At 64.9% G+C, this 19622-nt stretch carries 21 protein-coding genes; 11 read left to right on the plus strand and 10 right to left on the minus strand.

What is annotated here, in order from left to right:
• Positions 1-4: 4 nt before the first annotated feature.
• The gene (locus tag ACFB49_RS02115) at positions 5-1642 is read right to left on the minus strand and encodes a M28 family metallopeptidase (protein ID WP_380875315.1); all 1638 of its coding nucleotides are present in this window, start codon (positions 1640-1642) and stop codon (positions 5-7) included.
• Between the two features lie 132 nt (positions 1643-1774).
• Here ACFB49_RS02115 and ACFB49_RS02120 point away from each other — a divergent pair, with 132 nt between their 5' ends.
• Positions 1775-3748, plus strand: a complete 1974-nt coding sequence (locus ACFB49_RS02120) for an alpha/beta hydrolase family protein (RefSeq protein ID WP_380875318.1) — start codon at positions 1775-1777, stop codon at positions 3746-3748.
• Positions 3749-3809: 61 nt separating this feature from the next.
• Positions 3810-5369 carry a hypothetical protein gene (locus ACFB49_RS02125; protein WP_380875320.1) on the plus strand — a complete coding sequence of 520 codons (1560 nt, stop codon included), beginning with the start codon at positions 3810-3812 and terminating at the stop codon, positions 5367-5369.
• A gap of 77 nt (positions 5370-5446) precedes the next feature.
• On the opposite strand, the gene rpsD is transcribed toward ACFB49_RS02125, so the two are convergent.
• The gene (rpsD, locus tag ACFB49_RS02130; RefSeq protein WP_380875323.1) at positions 5447-6061 is read right to left on the minus strand and encodes a 30S ribosomal protein S4; all 615 of its coding nucleotides are present in this window, start codon (positions 6059-6061) and stop codon (positions 5447-5449) included.
• Between the two features lie 175 nt (positions 6062-6236).
• Here rpsD and ACFB49_RS02135 point away from each other — a divergent pair, with 175 nt between their 5' ends.
• Complete coding sequence (locus tag ACFB49_RS02135; protein WP_380875326.1) at positions 6237-6539, plus strand: chorismate mutase; 303 nt, start codon at positions 6237-6239, stop codon at positions 6537-6539.
• Here ACFB49_RS02135 and ACFB49_RS02140 read toward each other — a convergent pair.
• From ACFB49_RS02140 to rpiB, 4 genes are read right to left on the minus strand one after another with little or no spacing between them, the layout of a single operon-like run.
• The gene (locus ACFB49_RS02140; protein WP_380875329.1) at positions 6536-7252 is read right to left on the minus strand and encodes an RNA methyltransferase; all 717 of its coding nucleotides are present in this window, start codon (positions 7250-7252) and stop codon (positions 6536-6538) included. The genes ACFB49_RS02135 and ACFB49_RS02140 overlap by 4 nt on opposite strands.
• Positions 7249-7713, minus strand: a complete 465-nt coding sequence (gene nrdR / locus ACFB49_RS02145) for a transcriptional regulator NrdR (protein WP_380875332.1) — start codon at positions 7711-7713, stop codon at positions 7249-7251. Before nrdR ends, ACFB49_RS02140 begins: the two co-directional genes overlap by 4 nt.
• Before the next feature lie 3 nt (positions 7714-7716).
• Positions 7717-9030 carry a serine hydroxymethyltransferase gene (gene glyA, locus ACFB49_RS02150; protein ID WP_380875335.1) on the minus strand — a complete coding sequence of 438 codons (1314 nt, stop codon included), beginning with the start codon at positions 9028-9030 and terminating at the stop codon, positions 7717-7719.
• Positions 9027-9485 carry a ribose 5-phosphate isomerase B gene (gene rpiB / locus ACFB49_RS02155; RefSeq protein ID WP_380875338.1) on the minus strand — a complete coding sequence of 153 codons (459 nt, stop codon included), beginning with the start codon at positions 9483-9485 and terminating at the stop codon, positions 9027-9029. The genes glyA and rpiB overlap by 4 nt, the downstream gene beginning before the upstream one ends.
• 130 nt (positions 9486-9615) lie before the next feature.
• Between rpiB and ACFB49_RS02160 the strand changes: the two genes are divergently transcribed.
• The 4 genes from ACFB49_RS02160 (at position 9616) to ACFB49_RS02175 (ending at position 13095) form a co-directional block, all read left to right on the plus strand.
• Positions 9616-10065: a hypothetical protein gene (locus ACFB49_RS02160; protein WP_380875340.1), complete on the plus strand. Its 450-nt coding sequence runs from the start codon at positions 9616-9618 to the stop codon at positions 10063-10065.
• A 336-nt stretch (positions 10066-10401) separates the two neighbouring features.
• The gene (locus tag ACFB49_RS02165) at positions 10402-11574 is read left to right on the plus strand and encodes a DUF3419 family protein (protein WP_380879801.1); all 1173 of its coding nucleotides are present in this window, start codon (positions 10402-10404) and stop codon (positions 11572-11574) included.
• Positions 11571-12218: a class I SAM-dependent methyltransferase gene (locus tag ACFB49_RS02170; RefSeq protein ID WP_380875343.1), complete on the plus strand. Its 648-nt coding sequence runs from the start codon at positions 11571-11573 to the stop codon at positions 12216-12218. Before ACFB49_RS02165 ends, ACFB49_RS02170 begins: the two co-directional genes overlap by 4 nt.
• A gap of 52 nt (positions 12219-12270) precedes the next feature.
• Positions 12271-13095 (plus strand): DUF5694 domain-containing protein, encoded by an 825-nt coding sequence (locus ACFB49_RS02175; RefSeq protein ID WP_380875346.1) that lies wholly within the window; start codon positions 12271-12273, stop codon positions 13093-13095.
• A 7-nt stretch (positions 13096-13102) separates the two neighbouring features.
• On the opposite strand, the gene hemA is transcribed toward ACFB49_RS02175, so the two are convergent.
• Positions 13103-14317, minus strand: a complete 1215-nt coding sequence (gene hemA, locus ACFB49_RS02180) for a 5-aminolevulinate synthase (RefSeq protein ID WP_380875347.1) — start codon at positions 14315-14317, stop codon at positions 13103-13105.
• 174 nt (positions 14318-14491) lie between these two features.
• Entirely contained in the window at positions 14492-15289 is a 798-nt protein-coding gene (gene murI, locus ACFB49_RS02185; protein WP_380875350.1) for a glutamate racemase, read from the minus strand.
• Between the two features lie 133 nt (positions 15290-15422).
• On the opposite strand from murI, the gene plsY reads away from it, so the two are divergent.
• Together plsY and dprA are read left to right on the plus strand one after the other, a co-directional pair.
• The gene (gene plsY, locus ACFB49_RS02190) at positions 15423-16031 is read left to right on the plus strand and encodes a glycerol-3-phosphate 1-O-acyltransferase PlsY (RefSeq protein ID WP_380875353.1); all 609 of its coding nucleotides are present in this window, start codon (positions 15423-15425) and stop codon (positions 16029-16031) included.
• Complete coding sequence (gene dprA, locus ACFB49_RS02195) at positions 16024-17133, plus strand: DNA-processing protein DprA (protein ID WP_380875356.1); 1110 nt, start codon at positions 16024-16026, stop codon at positions 17131-17133. The genes plsY and dprA overlap by 8 nt, the downstream gene beginning before the upstream one ends.
• Positions 17134-17137: 4 nt before the next feature.
• Here the strand turns inward: dprA and sugE are convergent, their stop codons facing one another.
• A complete protein-coding gene (gene sugE / locus ACFB49_RS02200) occupies positions 17138-17458 on the minus strand; it encodes a quaternary ammonium compound efflux SMR transporter SugE (protein ID WP_380875359.1) in 321 nt (106 codons plus the stop codon).
• A gap of 106 nt (positions 17459-17564) precedes the next feature.
• Positions 17565-18056 (minus strand): GNAT family N-acetyltransferase, encoded by a 492-nt coding sequence (locus ACFB49_RS02205; RefSeq protein ID WP_380875362.1) that lies wholly within the window; start codon positions 18054-18056, stop codon positions 17565-17567.
• Between the two features lie 92 nt (positions 18057-18148).
• Here ACFB49_RS02205 and ACFB49_RS02210 point away from each other — a divergent pair, with 92 nt between their 5' ends.
• A complete protein-coding gene (locus ACFB49_RS02210) occupies positions 18149-18856 on the plus strand; it encodes a glycerophosphoryl diester phosphodiesterase membrane domain-containing protein (protein ID WP_380875365.1) in 708 nt (235 codons plus the stop codon).
• Between the two features lie 81 nt (positions 18857-18937).
• Positions 18938-19573, plus strand: coding sequence for a glycerophosphoryl diester phosphodiesterase membrane domain-containing protein (locus ACFB49_RS02215; protein WP_380875368.1), 636 nt, complete (start codon positions 18938-18940; stop codon positions 19571-19573).
• Positions 19574-19622 lie beyond the last annotated feature (49 nt).

The raw sequence follows: 19622 nt of genomic DNA on the forward strand, positions 1-19622 counted from the left end.
CAGGTCACTTCCCTGCGCGAGACTTGTCGCGGATGGCGCGGAATTCGGCATCCGGATACCAGTTGGGCCACTTGTCGGAATCCGCAAGCTCGCGCCCGATCGCATAGAAAAGCTTCAGATCGGAGACGGCGCCCGACCAATCCCAGTTGGGATCATATTCGTCCTTGGGGCCGTGATAGCGGTTGGTGATGTAATCCTCGGCCAGCGCCTTGCCGCGCGCGGTGCCGCCATTGACCAGATCGTCGCCGCTTTCGAAATAGATCATCGGCACGCCGAGCCGGGCGAAGCTGAAATGATCCGAGCGGTAATAGAAGCCCTTTTCGGGTGTCGGTTCGGGCACCAGCACGCGGCCTTCGGTAGTGGCGGCGCGTTTCAGATAATCCTCCAGCTCCGACTTGCCGGGGCCGACGACGACCACGTCCTTCGCCTTGCCGATGACGTTGAGCGAGTCGATGTTCACCCCGCCCACCGTCTGCGCCAACGGATAGATCGGGTTGGCGGCATAATATTCGGAGCCGAGCAGGCCCGATTCCTCGGCAGTGACGGCAAGGAAGATCACCGAGCGTTCGGGCTGTCCGGCGGCGCGATAGGCCTCAGCCAGCGCGGTCAGCGCGGCGATGCCCGATGCGTTGTCGACCGCGCCGTTGCAGATATTGTCGCCGGCGACGGGCTCGCAGATGCCCAGATGATCCCAGTGCGCGGAATAGAGGATATATTCGTCCGGCCGCGTTTTTCCGGGGATGATGCCGACAACATTCTTCGATTTCTGACGACGGATCGCCTGATCGAAGGAGAAGTTCGCTTTCAGGCCGGTGAAGGGCACGCCCTTGAAGCCCTTCTGTCCCGCTGATGCGACCAATTTGTCGAAATCCTGCCCGGCCGACGCGAAGATCTGGCGCGCGCCATCGTTGGTGATCCAGCCGACGGCCTTCGACTGGTCCATATGGTTGCCGGGCTCGTCGAAGCCGAGCTGGCTGCCGACATTGGACGAGACGACGACGTTGAAACCATAAGCCGCGGGCTCGGTATCGTGGATGATGAGCGCGGCGGCCGCGCCCTGCCGCGCGGCCTCGGCATACTTGTAATCCCAGCGGCCATAATAGGTCATCGCACGGCCGCCGAAGGGACCATCCAGCGTCTGCGTCTTCCAGTCGGGATCGTTGACGAGGATGAGGACGGTCTTGCCCCTGACATTGAGCCCGGCATAGTCGTTCCAGCCGCGTTCGGGCGCGTTGATGCCATAGCCGACGAACACGACATCGCTGTTGGCGACATTGATCTTCGGCGCGACCTGGTAGGACCAGGTCATGTGGTCGGTCTTGTAGGCGAGGTTCACCGGCGCCTTGCCGCCCGTGATGCCGATCGCGAAGCCGGGCGTGGGCGTGAGTTCGACCAGCGGCACATCCTGATACCAGCCGCCCTTATTGCCGGGCTTCAGGCCGGCCTTGGCGAAGCGATCGGAAATGAAAGCGACGGTCTTGTCCTCGGCCGGCGTCGCGGGCGCGCGGCCCTGGAAGCTGTCGTCGGACAGCGTCCTAGTGATGTCCTTCAACGTCTCGACATTGATGGCGGGCGCGGCGGGCTGGGCGGCGGGGGCCGCCGTGGCGAGGGCAAGGAGCGAAGCGGCGAAAGCGAAACGCATAAGCGAATTCCCGAAAAACATGATTACCGGCGTCCATGGCAGCGCTGTAGGCGGCGGGCAAGCGATCCGGACGGCTTGCGTAACGATACATTGCCGCTAACGTCCCAGCGGGATAAAAGGGGGATACAATACATGAAGTTGCTGAAGTCGCTCTTTGCGGGCGGCATACTGCTGTGCGCGCCGGTTCTGGCGCAGACGCCCACCGCCACCCCGGAGGTCGCGTTCGGGGCGCGGGAGAGCGTGATGGGAGCGAAGCTGTCGCCCAAGGGCGGGCGGGTGTCGTTCCTTGCGCCCTACAAGGACAAGGGGATTGCGCTATACACTGTGCCCGTGGACGGAAGTACGCCACCTCTGCGTGCCCTTGTTTCCACAGGCGAGCCGGAACTGCTGAGGCGGTGCGATTGGGTGTCCGAGGGCCGTTTGGTCTGCACGGTTTATTCGATCCAGAAGGGCGCTGGGCAGGTTGTCGGCACGACGCGGATGGTGGCGCTCAACATCGATGGTAGCGATCTGAAACTGGTCAGCAGTCGCGATTCCGGTGACGCCAGATATTTCAACCGCTTTGGTGGAGCAGTCATCGATTGGCTCCCCGGACAGGACAATGCTGTGCTGGTCGGTCGGCAATATGTGCCCGCCGGGCGCCTCGACACCTTGATAGAAAAGAAGCTCGAAGGGTTCGGGGTTGAGCGGGTGGATACGCTCACGCTTGCAACCAAGCGCATCGTCGATCCTGCCCGCGACGCCAATGAGTATATCACGGACGGTCTGGGCACAGTCCGCATCAAGGGCGTCGCGGAATTAAAGGGCGATGGCTATACGACCGGCATCACGCGTTATTCCTACCGCGCCGCGGGAAGTGACGATTGGCGGCGCCTTGGCGACTATAATTCGATGACGGAAGAGGGGTTCAATCCCTATGCCGTCGATCCGGCTAACGACAAAGTCTACGGCTTCCTAAAGAAGGACGGGCGTAAGGCGCTGGTCCGGCGTTCGCTCGACGGGACATTGCAGGACGAGCAGGTATTTTCGCGGTCCGACGTGGACGTGGATGGTCTGGTCAGGATCGGACGCAAGGGCCGTATTGTAGGCGTTTCCTTTGTCACCGACCGCCGGCAAGCCGTTTATTTCGATGAACCGCTGAAGAAGCTCGCGGCGGGCCTGGGCAAAGCACTGCCAAACGCGCCGCTAGTTTATTTCGAAGGCGAGAGTGCGGATGGGCAGCAACTGCTGGTCTGGGCGGGTAGTGACGTCGATCCGGGGCAATATTATTTGTTTGACCGGGGCACGAAGCAGTTGCGACCGCTGTTCCTCAGTCGACCCGAACTGGCCGATTACAAGCTGGCGAACGTGAAATCGATCGACGTGCGCGCATCCGACGGCGCGATGATTCCGGCCTATCTGACATTACCACCCGGTTCTTCGGGTAAGGGATTGCCGGCTATCGTGATGCCTCACGGCGGCCCGGGTTCGCGCGACGAATGGGGTTTCGACTGGCTCGCCCAATATTATGCCAATCGCGGCTATGCGGTGCTCCAGCCGAATTTTCGTGGTTCCACGGGCTATGGCGACGCCTGGTTCCAGAATAACGGCTTCCAATCCTGGAAAATCGCGATCGGGGACGTTGTCGACAGCGGCAAATGGCTGGTGTCCGAGGGTATTGCCGATCCGAAGAAGCTTGCGATCGTGGGCTGGTCCTATGGCGGCTACGCCGCCTTGCAGTCCGGCGTTGTGGCGCCCGATCTTTACAAGGCGATCGTCGCGATTGCGCCCGTTACTGATCTCAATGATCTGAAGGAGCAATATCGCGGTTGGTCCAATTTCGTGGAGGCGCAGCGCTTCATCGGCAGCGGCCCGCATATCCATGAAGGGTCGCCTGCGCAGAACGCCGCGCAGATCAAGTCGCCGGTGATGCTGGTGCATGGCGAACTCGACCTTAATGTCGATGTGCGTGCGAGCCGGTTGATGGAAAGCAAGCTCAGGGCTGCCGGCAAGACGCCGCAGGTTCTCTATTATCCGGGTCTCGACCATCAATTGGATGACTCAATCGCTCGCGCCGAGATGCTCGGCAAGAGTGATGCCTTCCTGCGCCAATCTATGGGGCTATAGTAGGCTCCGTCCTCGCCGCCTGTAGCGCGGGCGGTGAGGGGAGCGGAAGCAAGGGAGAGGGATGGCCCGCACGATCATCGCTCTGGGACTGGCGTTGCTGATGGCGGTCGTCGCCATCCAACCTGCCCAGGCGCGGTGGCTGCAGGCCGAAACCGCCAATTTCAGAATCTATAGCGAAGGCAGCGAGGCGCAGCTCCGCAAGTTCGCGGTGATGCTGGAAGATTATGATCAGGTGCTGCGGATGATGACCGGCGGCACCGCGCAGCCCGCGCCGGCGAAGCTGGACATCTATCTTGTCAGTGGCACCGGCCAGCTCCGCATCATCCGGCCGGTCGTGCAGTCGGTGGCGGGTTTCTACATGGCGCGATGGGGATCGATCGCGGCCTTCGCTATCCGCCGTGACGGCATCGGCCTGGGCGGCGAAGATGTGCTGCTGCACGAATATGCCCATCATTTCATGATGCAATATTATCCGGTCGCCTATCCGGTCTGGTATGTCGAAGGCTTCGCCGAGTTCATGATGACGGCGAACCTGACCGACAGTTCGATCGAGGTCGGGCGCTTCAACCTCAACCGTGCTTATTGGCTGACGTCCAAGACCTGGCTGCCGATGGAACGCGTGCTCGACGGCGACCTGATGGGCCTCAGCGCCGATCAGTTGCCGCTCTTCTACGCGCAGAGCTGGCTGGTGGTGCATTGGGCGTTCCGCACGCCCGGCAAGCAGGCGGCGCTTCACCGCTATCTCGCAGCGCGCGCGAAGGGGGAGGATGGCGCGACCGCGTTCCAGCGCGAGATGGGGATGGATTACAAGGCGTTCGCAAGAGAACTGCGGCGCTATGCGGGCGGCAAGCTCACTTATGTCCGCTTCACCCGGCCCAGCGAGCGCGAGGCGGTATCGGTGGCGATCACGCCACTACCCCCGGCGGCGGATGAACTGCTGCTGCCGCGCGCGGCGATCCGGCTGGGCCCGGACCGTGCCCGCGGAGCCATTCTGCTGGAACAGGTGCGCCGCGAGGCTGTGCGCTATCCCGCTGACCCCTTCGCCATGTCTGTCCTGGCGGCGGCGGAGCTGGATTTCGGCAGTCGCAGCGCCGGCACCGAATTGCTCGACAAGCTGATCGCAGGCGGTGCCAGGGATGGCGAAACCTTGTTCCTGCGCGGCTATGCGGAACTGGTCGCCGCCCGACGATTGGAAGGCGAGGCGCGCGCGCCATATTATCTGAAATCGCGCAAATGGTTCGCGCGCGCCTTCCGGGCCAATCCCAATTATGTGCCGGCACTGATGGCCTATGTCGAAAGCCGGTCCTTGCAGCCGATGGACGATAACACGCTGAACGTGCTGTTGCGCGCGCAGGCATTGGCGCCGCAGGTCGATATCATCCGCTTCGACGCAACGATCGCGCTGCTGCGCAAGAAGCAGTTCGATGCGGCCGCGGGGATGATCGAGCCGCTGGCGGCGAACCCGCACGGTGGCCGGCCGGCAAGGTTCGCCCGCGATCTGCTGGCTCGCGCCCGCGAACGCCACGTCGCCGAGGAGGATCTGGCCATGCCCGCCGAGGACGACCTGCCCGACGAAGGCCGCAACGGGCAGCGGACGAAGCGGGCCTGGACGCCTTCCTGATCCAAAAGGGGTGACGCAAAGAAAAAGGGCGGCCCCGAATGGGACCGCCCCTTTTTTCTGTCGGTATGGAAACCGGATCAGCGCGAATAGAATTCGACGACCAGGTTCGGTTCCATCTTCACCGGATAGGGCACTTCGTCGAGCGTCGGCACGCGGACGAAGGTGACCTTGGCGCCGCCGTCGGGAGCGACATATTCCGGAATGTCACGCTCGGACAGGCTCTGCGCTTCGAGCACTAGCGCCATTTCCTGCGCCTTCTTGCCCAGCGTGATCTCGTCGCCCGGCTTCACCAGACGCGACGCGATGTTGCACTTCACGCCGTTCACATAGATGTGACCGTGCGAAACGAGCTGGCGGGCCGAGAAGATCGTCGGCGCGAACTTGGCGCGGTAGACCAGCGCGTCCAGACGGCGCTCGAGCAGGCCGATCAGGTTCTGACCGGTGTCGCCCTTCATGCGCGACGCTTCGATGTACGACTTCTTGAACTGCTTCTCGGTGACTTCGCCGTAATAGCCCTTCAGCTTCTGCTTGGCCTTGAGCTGGATGCCGTAGTCCGAGGTCTTGCCCTTGCGGCGCTGACCGTGCTGGCCGGGGCCATATTCACGACGGTTCACCGGGCTCTTCGGGCGACCCCAGATGTTCTCGCCCATCCGGCGGTCAATCTTGTACTTGGCGCTGTTGCGCTTCGACATGTCAGTTCCTTCAATTGCGTTTCGTGTCGGTTCCTCGGGGCCGCGCTGACGGACGAATCCGGCAGGGCCACCGCTTCACCGAGGGTGCGGGGCCAATTGCGAAGCGGCGCCTATGACGAGGTGGGCGCACGGAGTCAAGGTTGGCGGCGGGCGCATGACGCTCTAGGGAGGCGCCATGTCCGAAACACTCTCCCCCGACGCCTGCACCACCATGACCGAAGTCCGCGCCGCGATCGACGCGCTGGACGAACGGATCGTCTCCCTGCTGGGCCAGCGCATGCGCTACATGGACGCCGCCGCGCGCATCAAATCGACCCGCGACGCGGTGCGCGATGAGGGCCGCAAGGCCCAGGTGATCGACAATGCCGCTGCGGTGGCCGCCAAGGTCGGGTTTCCGCCGGAACTGGTGCGGGCGATCTACGAGCAGCTCGTGGAAGGTTCGATCGCGTACGAGTTCGAGCGGTTCGACGCGCGTTAACGCGGACGCGGGTTGGCCAACGCGCTGAGCACGCCGCGCATCGTCCGCACCTCCTGCGCGGTCCAGCCCGGCTTGGTGAGCATGGTGCGCAGCGTCCGCTTCGTCGTCGGCGTGCGATCGGGCGGAAAGAAGAAGCCCGCACCGTCGAGCATGGTTTCCAACTGGCCGATCATGCCGTCCAGTTCCTGCTGTGGTGCCGGGGGTTCAAGTTCCGTGGCGGGCGGGGAAGCGAGCGCCTCGCCCTTCGACCATTCATAGGCGACCAGGATCACCGCCTGCGCGAGATTGAGGCTGCCGAATTCGGGATTGATCGGCACCGTCAGGATGGAGCGGGCGACGGCGACATCGTCGGTTTCGAGACCCGACCGTTCGGGGCCGAACAGGATGGCGGAACGGCCCTGATCGGTGCGGATCGAGCGGGCGGCTTCCTCCGGTGTCACCACAGGCTTGGTCACGCCGCGCTTGCGCACCGTCGTCGCATAGACATGCGCGCAGTCGGCCACGGCGTCGGCAACGCTTTCATAGAGCTGGGCATTGGCGAGCACGATGTCCGCGCCCGAGGCGGCGGGGCCGGCATCGGGGTTGGGCCAGCCATCGCGCGGGGAGACCAGCCGCATCTCGATCAGCCCGAAATTGAGCATCGCGCGCGCGGCCTTGCCGATATTCTCGCCAAGCTGGGGACGGACGAGGACGATGACGGGGGGCTGGCTCACCCTTCCTTCCCCGCTTCCGCCACGGTGCCGGCGAAGTCCTCGAAATCCTTGGCTTCGGTGAAGTCCTTGTAGACGCTAGCGAAGCGGATGTAGGCGACGGTGTCGAGCGCCTTCAGACCATCCATCACCATTGCGCCGACCTGCGCTGCCGCGACTTCGCTTTCGCCGCTGGTTTCGATCTGGCGCTGGATAGCCGAAACCAGCCGGTCGATCCGCGTGGGATCGATCGCGCGCTTGCGGCACGCGATCGCGATCGAGCGTTCCAGTTTCTCCCGTTCGAACGGCTCGCGACGGCCCTCGCTCTTCACCACGGTCAGTTCGCGCAGGTGAATCCGCTCGAACGTGGTGAAGCGCGCGCCGCAGCCCTCGCACTGGCGGCGGCGACGGATCGCCGCCCCGTCTTCGGTGGGGCGGCTGTCCTTTACCTGGCTGTCGTCATGGCCGCAGAACGGGCATTTCAAGGATCAGGCCCCCGGATAGATCGGGAAGCGCTTGCACAGCGCCTCGACCCGCGCCTTGACGTCGGCTTCGACCGCGGGATCGCCATGCTCGCCCTTGGCCTTCAGGCCGCCGAGCACGTCGGCGATCATATTGCCGATCTCGCGGAACTCGGCCGTGCCGAAGCCGCGGGTGGTGCCGGCGGGCGATCCGACGCGGATGCCGCTGGTCTTGGTCGGCGGCAGCGGATCGAACGGGATGCCGTTCTTGTTGCAGGTGATCGCCGAACGCTCGAGCGCCTCGTCCGCATCCTTGCCGGTCACGCCCAGCGGGGTGAGGTCAACCAGAGCCAGGTGCGTGTCGGTGCCGCCCGAGACGAGGTTCGCGCCGCGTTCCTTGAGCGTCGCCGCCAGCGTCTTGGCGTTCTCGACCACGGCCTTGGCGTAGCTCTTGAACTCGGGCTGCAGCGCTTCGCCGAAGGCCACCGCCTTGGCGGCGATGACGTGGACCAGCGGGCCGCCCTGCAGACCGGGGAACACCGCCGAGTTGATCTTCTTGGCGATCGCCTCGTCATTGGTCATCACCATGCCGCCGCGCGGGCCGCGCAGCGTCTTGTGCGTGGTGGTGGTGACGACATGGGCGTGATCGAACGGCGTCGGGTGGACGCCACCGGCGACGAGGCCGGCGAAATGGGCCATGTCGACCATGAACAATGCACCGACTTCATCGGCGATGGCGCGGAAGCGGGCGAAATCGATGTGGCGCGGATAGGCCGAGCCGCCGGCGATGATCAAAGTCGGCTTATGTTCCTTGGCCAGCTTTTCCACCTGATCGAAGTCGATCAGATGATCGTCGGGGCGGACGCCATATTGCACGGCATTATACCACTTGCCCGAAAGCGCCGGACGGGCGCCGTGGGTAAGGTGGCCGCCGGCATCGAGGCTGAGGCCCATGATCGTGTCGCCAGGCTTGGTGAGCGCGAGCATCACCGCGCCGTTCGCCTGCGCGCCCGAGTGCGGCTGGACGTTGGCGAAGCCGCAGTTGAAGAGCTGCTTGGCGCGTTCGATCGCGAGCGTTTCGACCACGTCGGACGGCGCGCAGCCCTGATAGTAACGCTTGCCGGGATAGCCTTCGGCATATTTGTTGGTGAAGACCGAGCCCTGCGCTTCGAGCACCGCCTTGGAGACGATATTCTCCGAAGCGATCAGTTCGATCTGGTTCTGCTCGCGCGAAAGCTCCTGGCGGACGCCGCCGAACACGGCGGGATCGGCATCGGCAAGGCCGCGGGTGAAGAAGCCGTCGGGCTGGACCTCAGACAAGGTGGCTGGGTTGGTGCTCATGCGGGCTCCTTCGCGCTGGCGGGGTTTGAAAGCTTGTCGACGCGGCGCTGATGGCGGCCGCCTTCGAAATCGGTGGAAAGGAAGGCCGTCAGACAATCCTTGGCGGTGTCGACGCCGATCAGGCGTGCACCCATGGCGATGATGTTCGCATCATTGTGCTGGCGCGACAGGCGGGCGGACAGCCCGTCCGAAACCAGGGCGCAGCGCACATGGGGGTTGCGGTTGACCGCGATCGAGATGCCGATGCCCGATCCGCAGAGCGCGACGCCGCGCTCGGCGCGGCCGACGGCGACGGCTTCGGCGAGCTTGTAGCCATAATCGGGATAATCGACCGATTCGGTCGTCGCGGGGCCGAGGTCGATCACCTCATGGCCCTGTTCGCGAAGCCAGTCGGCAAGGGCGGCCTTCAGGTCGATGGCGGCATGATCGGATGCGATGGCGATGGTTTCGGCCATGGGAGACGTTCCGCAAATGAGTCGAATGGCGGCTATCTAGGAGCTTGGATGGGGAAACGCCACCTGCCATGTTGCGAAGCGGCGATCCCATGCGTTGGAGGCGGATCGTGAACGAGGGAAGGACTTGCAGATGAAGCGAATAATGATCCTCGCCACCTGCGCATTGCTCGCGGCCTGCGGCACCAAGGAGCCTGCGGCCAGCCCGGACAATGCCGCGGACGCCACCGCATCCAACGCGATCCTGCCGCCTGAGCCGGACATGGCGGTCGCGGAGAATGTCGCGACCCCCGCCGCACCGCTGCCGACAGATGCGTGGATCGGCAAATGGGTGGGCGTCGAAGGGCTCGTGCTGGAGATTGCGCCGGGGCCGGACGCGGGACAATATGCGCTGAAAGTGACGCTGCTTGATGGCCCCGCCAATTATGTCGGCACCGCATCGGGCGAGACGATCCGCTTCACCCGCGACGGCAAGGAAGAGACGATCCGCAAGGCGACCGGCGACGAAACCGGTCTCAAATATCTCGCGGGGAAGAAAAACTGCCTGGTCATCAAGCAGGGTGAGGGCTTCTGCCGGGATTGAGCTAATGATCCTCCCTGAGCTTGCTCGGGGAGGTGGCACGCGCCGCGCGACGGAGGGGTATGGCGCAACGGTGGAATTGCCCCTCCACCTTCCTTTGGATGGTCCCCCTCCCCGAGCAAGCTCAGGGAGGAGCTAAGGCGTCCCCGACTGTAACAATCCGTAGTCGAACCGTAACCGCGGCGTCGCCGAACCGCCCTAGTGCGACGGCAGCGGGGCGGGCGGACGGCGCATTCGGTGCCGCGGCCCCGCCGGGAAGATGTCGTGGCCTCACTCGCACAGCAATCGCACCCCATACCCAACCGGAAAGTCGCCGAGGCGGTCCACCGCCATGGCCAGATGACGAAGCAGGGGCTGCTCGAACGCGCCTTCACCTTCGCGTTTCGCGGCCTCGTCTATGCCCAGATCTGGGAAGATCCCGAAGTCGACATGGCGGCCATGGCGATCGAACCGGGCAATCACGTCGTCACGATCGCAAGCGGCGGCTGCAACGTGCTGAGTTATCTCACGGCCGATCCCGCGCGGATCACCGCAGTCGATCTCAACACCGCGCATATTGCCTTCAACCGGCTGAAGCTGGCGGCCGCGCGGCACCTCCCCGATCATGGAAGCTTTCATCGCTTCTTCGGCCAGGCTGACCAGGCGGACAATCTTGCCGCCTATCGCGAATTTATCCGCCCGCATCTCGACGATATGTCGCGTCGCTATTGGGAGGGCCGCGATCTGACCGGACGGCGGCGGATCGGCGGGTTCGCGCGCAACATCTATCGGAGGGGACTGCTCGGCCAGTTCATCGGCGCCGCGCATATCGTTGCCAGGCTCCATGGCGTCGATCCGCGGGCGATGCTGGCTGCAAACTCCATCGAGGAGCAGCGGGAGATATTCGAGACGAAACTGGCACCGATCTTCGACAAGAAGTTCGTCCGCTGGCTGACCGACCAGCCCGCTTCGCTGTTCGGTTTGGGCATTCCGCCCGCGCAATATGATGCGCTGGCCGGCGAGGATGATGAGGGCATGGCCGCGGTGCTGCGCGCGCGGCTGGAAAAGCTCGCCTGCGATTTCGACATCCGCGACAATTATTTCGCCTGGCAGGCGTTCGGGCGCGGTTACGGCCCGGCGCCCGATGCGCCGCTGCCGCCCTATCTGCGCGAGCGGCATCATGCGGCTGTCGTGGATCGCGTCGGCCGCGTCGATGTGCGGCACGCCAATTTCGTCGATTTCCTGAAGGCGAGCGACGATGCCAGCCTCGACCGCTATGTGCTGCTCGACGCGCAGGACTGGATGACGGACGCGCAACTCGCGGCGCTGTGGGCGGAGATAACGCGGACGGCGCGGGCCGGCGCGCGGGTCATCTTCCGCACGGCGGCGGCGCCCAGCCTGTTGCCGGGGCGGGTGCCGGCGGAGATATTGAGCCGCTGGGAGTATCGCGCCGCGGAGTCCGAAGTGTTCACTGCGCAGGACCGTTCGTCCATCTATGGCGGCTTCCACCTTTATGTGCTGAAGGCCGCATGACCGCCCATGCCGCGCGCATGGATGCGATCTACCGCCACCAGCGCCATATCTATGATGCCAGCCGCAAATATTATCTGCTGGGGCGCGACCGGCTGATCCGCGATCTGGTGCCGCCGGCGGGCGGCACGGTGCTGGAGGTGGGATGCGGCACCGGCCGCAATCTCATCGCGGCCGCGCGGATATGGCCGGATGCGCGGTTCCATGGATTCGACATATCGGCGGCGATGCTGGAGACGGCCGACGCCGCGGTTGCGCGCGAAGGGTTGGGTGGGCGTATCCGGCTGGCGCGCGGCGATGCGACGGGCTTCGACCCGCACGCGCTGTTTGGCGTGCGCGGGTTTGATCGCATCTTCCTGTCCTACACGCTGTCGATGATCCCGGGCTGGCAGGATGCGATCGCCGCAGCGGCGGATGCGCTGGCGCCGGGCGGGCGGCTGCACATCGTCGATTTCGGGCAGCAGGAGGGGTTACCCCGCGCCTTCCGCGCGCTGTTGTTCGCCTGGCTCCGAAAGTTTGACGTGACGCCGCGAGCCGATCTGCGCGAGGTTGTGGCCGATGTCGCCGCGCGTCGCGGGTTGGGGTGGCAGTTCGCGCCGCTCTATCGCGGCTATGCCTGGGAAGCGCGGCTGATCCGCCCCGATTGACGCTCTTCGCTTTAGTGTATTATATGAATAATACACAAACGGGAGGGGCGAGATGAGGCTGTTGGGGATGATTCTCGCGGCTTTTGCGTGGCCGGCGGCCGTTCATGCCGCGGAGCCGGTGCAGGTGATGGTGCTCGGCGTCTATCACATGAACAATCCGGGTCTCGATCTCCATAATGCCAAGGCGGACGACCCGCTTACGCCAAAGCGGCAGGCGGAGCTGGCCGCTGTCGCGAACGCGCTGCTCGCCTTCCGGCCGACCAAGGTGATGGTCGAGATGCAGCCCAAGAGTGATGACCTTTCGGTCGCCGAATATCGCGGCTTCACACCAACCTTGCTGGCCAAGGACCGCAACGAGATCGTCCAGATCGGCTATCGTCTGGCGAATGCGGCGGGGCTGAAGGACGTGCAGGGCATCGACGAGCAGCCCGGCCCTGGCGAGCCCGATTATTTCCCCTATGACAAGGTCGACGCTTACGCGGCCGCGCATGGCGAGAAGCCAAAGCTGGAAGCGTTGCACGCCGGGATCGGCGGCGAGATCGCAAAGTTCGAGGCGATGCAGAAGACGGCGAGCGTCGCCGAGTTGCTGATGTTCCACAACGACCCAGCAAGCTTCCTGGCCGGTCAGGATTTCTATTACGGCCTGCTCGGCATCGGCGACAATGACACGCAGCCGGGTGCTGACCTCAATGCCGCCTGGTATCTGCGCAACGCCAAGATCTTCGCCAAGCTGATGCGGCAGGCGAAGCCCGGCGACCGCATTGTCGTGGTCTATGGCGCCGGGCATAACTACTGGCTTCGGCACTTCGCGGGCGCGACGCCGGGTTATGTGTCGGTCGATCCGATGCCTTATCTGAAGGCGGCGGCGGGGAAATAGGCCGCGGTCAGGCGGCGAGGCGGAGCTCGATCCGGTCCCAGATCTCGAGCAGGGCCGAGGTCAGCTCCCGCATCATTTCCTCGGTGTGCTGCGGGCCGGGGGTGAAGCGCAACCGCTCGGTGCCGCGCGGCACAGTCGGATAATTGATTGGCTGAACATAGACGCCATATTCGGCGAGCAGGATGTCGCTGACGCGCTTGGCCTTCACCGGATCGCCCACCATCAGCGGCACGATATGGGTGGAGGAATCCATCACCGGCAGGCCGGCTTCGCGGAACTTGGCCTTGAGCATCGCGGCGGCGGTCTGCTGGCCGTCGCGTTCCTCCGCCGATTCCTTGAGATGGCGGATCGACGCGAGCGCACCCGCGACCAGCACCGGCGACAGCGAGGTCGTGAAGATGAAGCCCGGCGCGTAGCTCCGGATCACGTCGATGATCGTGCGGTCCGCGGCGATATAGCCGCCCATCACGCCGATCGCCTTGGCGAGCGTGCCTTCGACGATGGTGAGGCGGTGCGCGGCACCTTCGCGATCGGCGATGCCGCCGCCGCGCGGGCCATACATGCCGACGGCATGAACCTCGTCGAGATAGGTGAGCGCGTTATATTTGTCGGCGAGATCGCAGATCGCATGGATCGGCGCGACATCGCCTTCCATCGAATAGACGCTCTCGAACGCAATCAGCTTCGGCGTGTCCGCATCCTCGGCCGCCAGCAGTTCTTCAAGATGGGCGAGATCATTGTGGCGGAAGACGCGCTTCTCGCAGCCCGAATTGCGGATGCCCGCGATCATCGAGGCGTGGTTCAATTCGTCCGAGAAGATGATGCAGCCGGGCAGCACCTTGCCGAGCGTCGACAGCGTCGCATCGTTCGAAACATAGCCGGAGGTGAAGAGCAAAGCGGCTTCCTTGCCGTGCCAGTCGGCCAGCTCGTTCTCGAGATCGATATGATAGTGCGTGTTGCCGCCGATATTGCGGGTGCCGCCGGAGCCGGCGCCGACATCGTGCAGCGCGTCTTCCATGGCGGTGATCACCTTGGGGTGCTGGCCCATGGCGAGATAATCGTTCGAGCACCAGACGGTGATCGGCTTCGGCCCGTTATGGCCGGCGAAGCAGCGCGCGTTGGGGAAGGAGCCCTTGTTACGCAGGATGTCGATAAAGACGCGATAACGGCCTTCGGCATGTAGCCGGTCGATCGCATCCGCGAAAACGCGCTGATAGTCCAAGGAACCTACTCCCCCGGGGGCATCTGCGCCCTCGAAACATGGCGCTTCTACGGAAGCCCGTCGGATTTTTCCAGCGCGAACAATTCGCAACTATGATCGAGCGCATTCATCTGTCGCCGCCCGATATGGTTCGTCGAACGCCGATGCCAAGGCAGGATGCGACAAAACCACCGATCAGAGGAAGCGGATCTCCTCCAGCCCGCGGGCGCGCAACCCCGCCGCGAGGCCGGGCGATATATCGAACGGCGCGGTGAAGACGGCGATGGCGGGCGCGCGCGCGTCGGGCCATTCCTGGCCTTCGGTAAGGTAAGCGATCCGCCGCGCGATCCCGTCGCCGCCATGGATGAAGGCGAGCGGGCGGGGGCTGGCGGCGGCCAGTTCCTCCTCGACCAGCGGAAAATGGGTGCAGGCGAGGACGACGGTGTCCAGCCGGTCGCCGCCCGGTTGATCGAGCAGGCCTGCCATCACCGCGGCATAATCGGCCGGATCGGTCGCCTCGCCGCGCAGCTTCGCTTCGGCCAGTTCCACCAGCCGCGCCGATCCGTGGCGCAGCACCAGCGAGTCGCTCGCGAACTTGGCGGAGAGATCGTCGACATAAGGCTGGCGGACGGTGGCATTGGTGCCGAGCACGCCGATCGCGCGGGTCTTGGATTGCAGCGCGGCGGGCTTGATTGCGGGCACCGTGCCCACCACCGGCAGGTCGAGCGCCGCGCGCACCGCGCCCAGCGCGATGGTCGAGGCCGTGTTGCAGGCGATGACGATCAGGCGGGGGTGATAGCGTTCAACCAGCCGGCCTAGCAGCGCGGGCACACGCGCGGCGATTTCGGCTTCCGTCTTGGTGCCATAGGGAAAGCCGCCATTGTCCGCCGCATAGACGATCGGCGCGTTGGGCAGCAGCAGCTTCGTGGGCGCAAGGACGGAAAGCCCGCCCACGCCCGAATCGAAGAACAGCAGGGGGCGGTCGTCACTCATCATTTGTCGCCATAGCCTAGATGCGTCGCCTGTCGAAATCACCTAATGGCGGGGCAAAGAGGACCGAATTGACGCAGATTGTTGCGGTTGACGCCGCAACATTTATTGTCGGTCCGCAACGATGGGGTGATGGGTGTCTGCTGCAAGCTGGGTTTGGCCGCTGATCGTGCTCCTTGGCGGGTATCTGCTGGGATCGGTGCCGTTCGGCGTGCTGCTGACCCGCGCGGCGGGCGCCGGCGATCTTCGCGCGATCGGATCCGGCAATATCGGCGCGACCAACGTGCTGCGCACCGGCCGCAAGGGCTTGGCGGCGCTCACGCTGTTGCTGGATGGAGCCAAGGGTGCGGTGGCGGTACTGATCGCCGGCGCCTATGCGCCCGAGTTGACGCCGCTGGCGGCGGTGGGCGCCTTCTTTGGCCATCTCTATCCGATCTGGCTGAAGTTCAATGGCGGCAAGGGCGTCGCGACTTTGCTCGGTTTGGCGCTGGCCCTACTATGGCCGGCGGGTATCGCCTTCGCGGTGATCTGGCTCGGCGCGGCGCTGCTGACGCGCTATTCCTCGGTCGGCGGGATGGCGGCCGCGCTCGCCCCGCCGGTGGTGGCGGCGGCGATGGGCAATTTCGCACTGACGCTACTGTTCCTCGCCTTCGCGGTGATGGTGCTGTGGAAACATCGCGCCAATATCGAACGGCTGCTCGCGGGCACGGAACCCCGCATCGGCGCGAACAAGACGGTTGGCTGACGGCCGCGATCTTTCGGCGATCGAGGAAGATCGCATCGCGCGGCTGCGACTTATCCGCTCCACCAATATCGGTCCCGTCACCTATCATCATTTGCTGCTGCGCTTCGGCGACCCGCGGACGGCGCTCGATGCCCTGCCCGAACTGGCGCGGCGTGGCGGCGGCCGCGAGATCCGCATCGCGCCCCGCGCCGATGTGGAGCGGGAAGTGGCGCATGTCGCGAAGCTCGGCGCGCACTATCTGTTTCGTGGACTGGGCCTCTATCCGCGTCTGCTGGCCGAGATCGAAAATGCGCCAGCGGCGCTGATCGTCCGGGGCAGGATGGCGCTGCTCGATAAGCCGCTGGTCGCGATGGTGGGCGCGCGCAACGCGTCGGCCGGTGCGATCCGTTTTGCGCGGCAGCTTGGCCGCGAACTCGCCGATGCCGGGGCGACGGTGGTGTCAGGCCTGGCCCGCGGCATCGATGCGGCCGCCCATGCGGGATCGCTGGACGGCGGGACGGTCGGCGTAATCGCCGGCGGCATCGACATTGCCTATCCGCCCGAAAATGCCGGATTGCAGGATGCGATTGCGACGCAGGGGCTGCTGGTGGCGGAACAGCCGCCAGGGCTGGAGCCACGGGCGCGCCATTTCCCTTATCGCAACCGCATCATCGCCGGGATGAGCGCAGGCACGGTGGTTGTGGAAGCGGCGCCGAAATCGGGATCGCTGATCACGGCCCGGCTCGCCGCCGATTTTGGGCGCGAGGTGATGGCGGTGCCGGGATCGCCGCTCGATCCGCGTGCGCAGGGCTGTAACCTGCTGATCCGCGAGGGCGCGACCTTGATCCAGTCCGCAGCCGACATATTGGAGGCGCTGCGCCCGATTGCCGATGGCGTCGCGTCGATACGCCAGCCCTACGAGCCCGCGCCCTCGGTTTCCGCGGACGCGGGCGAGGCGGATCGCCGCACCGTGACCGAACTGCTCGGCCCGGTAGCCGTGCCGGTGGATGAGGTGATCCGTCTGTCCGGCCTGCCGCCCGCCATCGTGCAGACGGTGCTCTTGGAACTGGAGCTGGCCGGCCGGCTGGAGCGGCACGCGGGCGGGCGGGTGAGCCTCGCCTGACGGCTCAGGCCGCGCTGGACAGCTTCATCATGACGAGGCCAGAGACGATCAGCAACGCCGCGGCGATGCGCATTGCACTGATGGATTCGCCCAGCACCAGGATGCCGACGACGAACGCGCCCACCGCGCCGATGCCCGTCCACACCGTATAAGCCGTGCCGAGCGGAAGCGCCTTCATCGAAACCGACAGCAAGGCGAAGCTGGCGATCATCGTGACGATGGTGACGGCGCTGGGGACAAGGCGGGTGAAGCCGTGCGACTGTTTCATCGCGAAGGCCCAGACGACTTCCAGCAGACCGGCGATACCCAAATAGATCCAAGCCATGCGCGGCTCTCCTTAGAAGAGCCGGGCCGTCCCGGACTTGATGCCCATGATGATGGGGGAGGACGTGGCCTCGCGGGCGCTCATCTAGGGCCGGCTTTAACGAGCTTCAAGCCGGACGGTGCCAATCGCTTTCGTCGAGCGCGAAATAGACGCTGTCGCACCAGCCGATATGGGTGTGGCAGGTGCGCTCCGCACGTCCCGTCTCCCGGAAGCCGAGCGATGCCAGCAGGCGCAGCGATGCCGGGTTGCGCGGATCGACATCGGCGGTGAGCTGGGTCACGTCGGGCCGCGTGAAGACATGGCTGATGAACGCCGCCAGCGCCTCGCGCGCCAGGCCCTGTCCCCAATGATCGGGATGGAGGGCATAGCCGATTTCCGGCAACCGCCACGCGCCCGCCTTGCCGATGACATGTCCGTCGCGCACCACGACGAAATCGTCGCTTAGTTCGGGCGGAGCGTCGATCATCGCGGCAAGCCATTCCTCGGTCTGCTCGCGCCGTTCGTGCGGCGGGGAAGACCAATAGACCATGGCGCGATCGTTCGAGAGGACGGCGTGCAGCGCATCTAGATCGTCCCAGCGGGCCCTGCGCAGCAGCAAGCGTGGCGTGACGATCTCCATCTGCGCGGGTTTAGGCAGGCGGGCTCACGACGCAAGGGGTTGCGCGTGACGAATGATGACAGGGGTGGAGAATGACCGACATCGCAATATTGGGATCGAGCGCGATCAGCACGGGGAGCATCCTCAAGCGGACGATGCTGGTGCTGCAGGGCAATCTGCCGCTGGCCGCGGGCGCCTTCGCGGCGCTGACTGCATTGTCCGTCGCCATGGACATGCTCGTCGGGCCGGATGGGCGCGGCAACATGCTGGTGAGCGGCCTTGCCACGGTCTACGCCCAATATCTCATCACCAAGACGGTGATGGACGCGGGCGGGCTCGATTCCGCCGGGGCGGGCGAATATCGCGCCGCGGGTTTCGGCGCGGTGTTCGGCGTCTGCTTCCTCTCCAACCTGGCGATCATTCTCGGCCTGCTGCTGCTGGTCGTGCCCGGCGTGTTCCTGGCGATCCGCTGGTTCGCGGCAGTGCCGGCGCTGATCGGTGAGGATAGCGGCGTCACCCGTGCCCTCGGCCTGAGCTGGGAGCGGACCAAGGGCTATGGCGGTGCCATCTTCGGATCGCTGCTCGTCATCTATCTGCCTCTCATCATTGCCGTGATCGTCGCCATCGGCATCGGCATATCCGCGGCGGATGCGGGGATGGAGGAGTCGGGTGGGCTCGCCGAAAGCCTGATCCTTAACTCGCTCATCGGCCTCTCGTCGATCATCGGCTGGCATGCGGCGATCGCCTTCTGGGAACTCCGTTCCCCCGCGGCACCGGCATTGGCGGACGTGTTCGCCTGAACCATCGCGCGTTCGCCGGCGGGGCTTGTGCCTCGCCGGCCGGCTGATAAGCTGGCCCCAAATTCCGGGGGGAATAAGGACATGACGGAAACGACCTTGACGGGCGGCGCGATTCTTTCGCGCACGTTCGAACTGCTGCGCGGCAATGCGATGCCCGCCGTCATCGCCAGCCTGGTGCTGGGCGTGGTTACATTGGCCAACGGCGCGGTCAGCGCCGCCGTCTCGATCTTCGCGGAATATACGATCGTCGCGGGCCTGCTTTCGGCGGCCGATCTGATGCCGGATGGCTATCGCACCCGCCGCTTCTGGGCGATCCTGGGGCTCGGTATCCTTTCCGGCCTGGCGATCATGGCCGGCTTCGCACTTCTCATCGTCCCCGGCGTCTTCCTGTTGGTGCGATGGGTGACGTGCGTTCCCGTGCTCATCGGCGAGGAAACGGGCGTTTTCGAAGCGATGCGGCGGAGCTGGCAGGAAACGACCGGGCATTTCTGGTCGATCTTCTTCGCCCTCGCCGTGATCTACGCACCGCTTGTGCTGGTTGTAGGATTTGCCAGCGTCGCCACCTATCAGGCCGGAGGCGTGCAGCCTTCGCTGTCGCTGACGTTGCCGCTCAACATCGTGTCGTCGGCAGTCGTCGTGGTCAGCTGGCACGCGGCGGTCGCGATCTACGCGATACTGCGGTCAAACGCGCCAAGGCTGGAAGAAGTGTTTGCTTGACGGGGGGGCGGCCGGCTCTCCACCCTCGCGCGTACACATGTGGGGAATA

It is taken from the genome of Sphingomonas sp. DBB INV C78 (assembly GCF_042693015.1).
In the GTDB taxonomy this organism is placed as follows: Bacteria; Pseudomonadota; Alphaproteobacteria; order Sphingomonadales; family Sphingomonadaceae; genus Sphingomonas_E.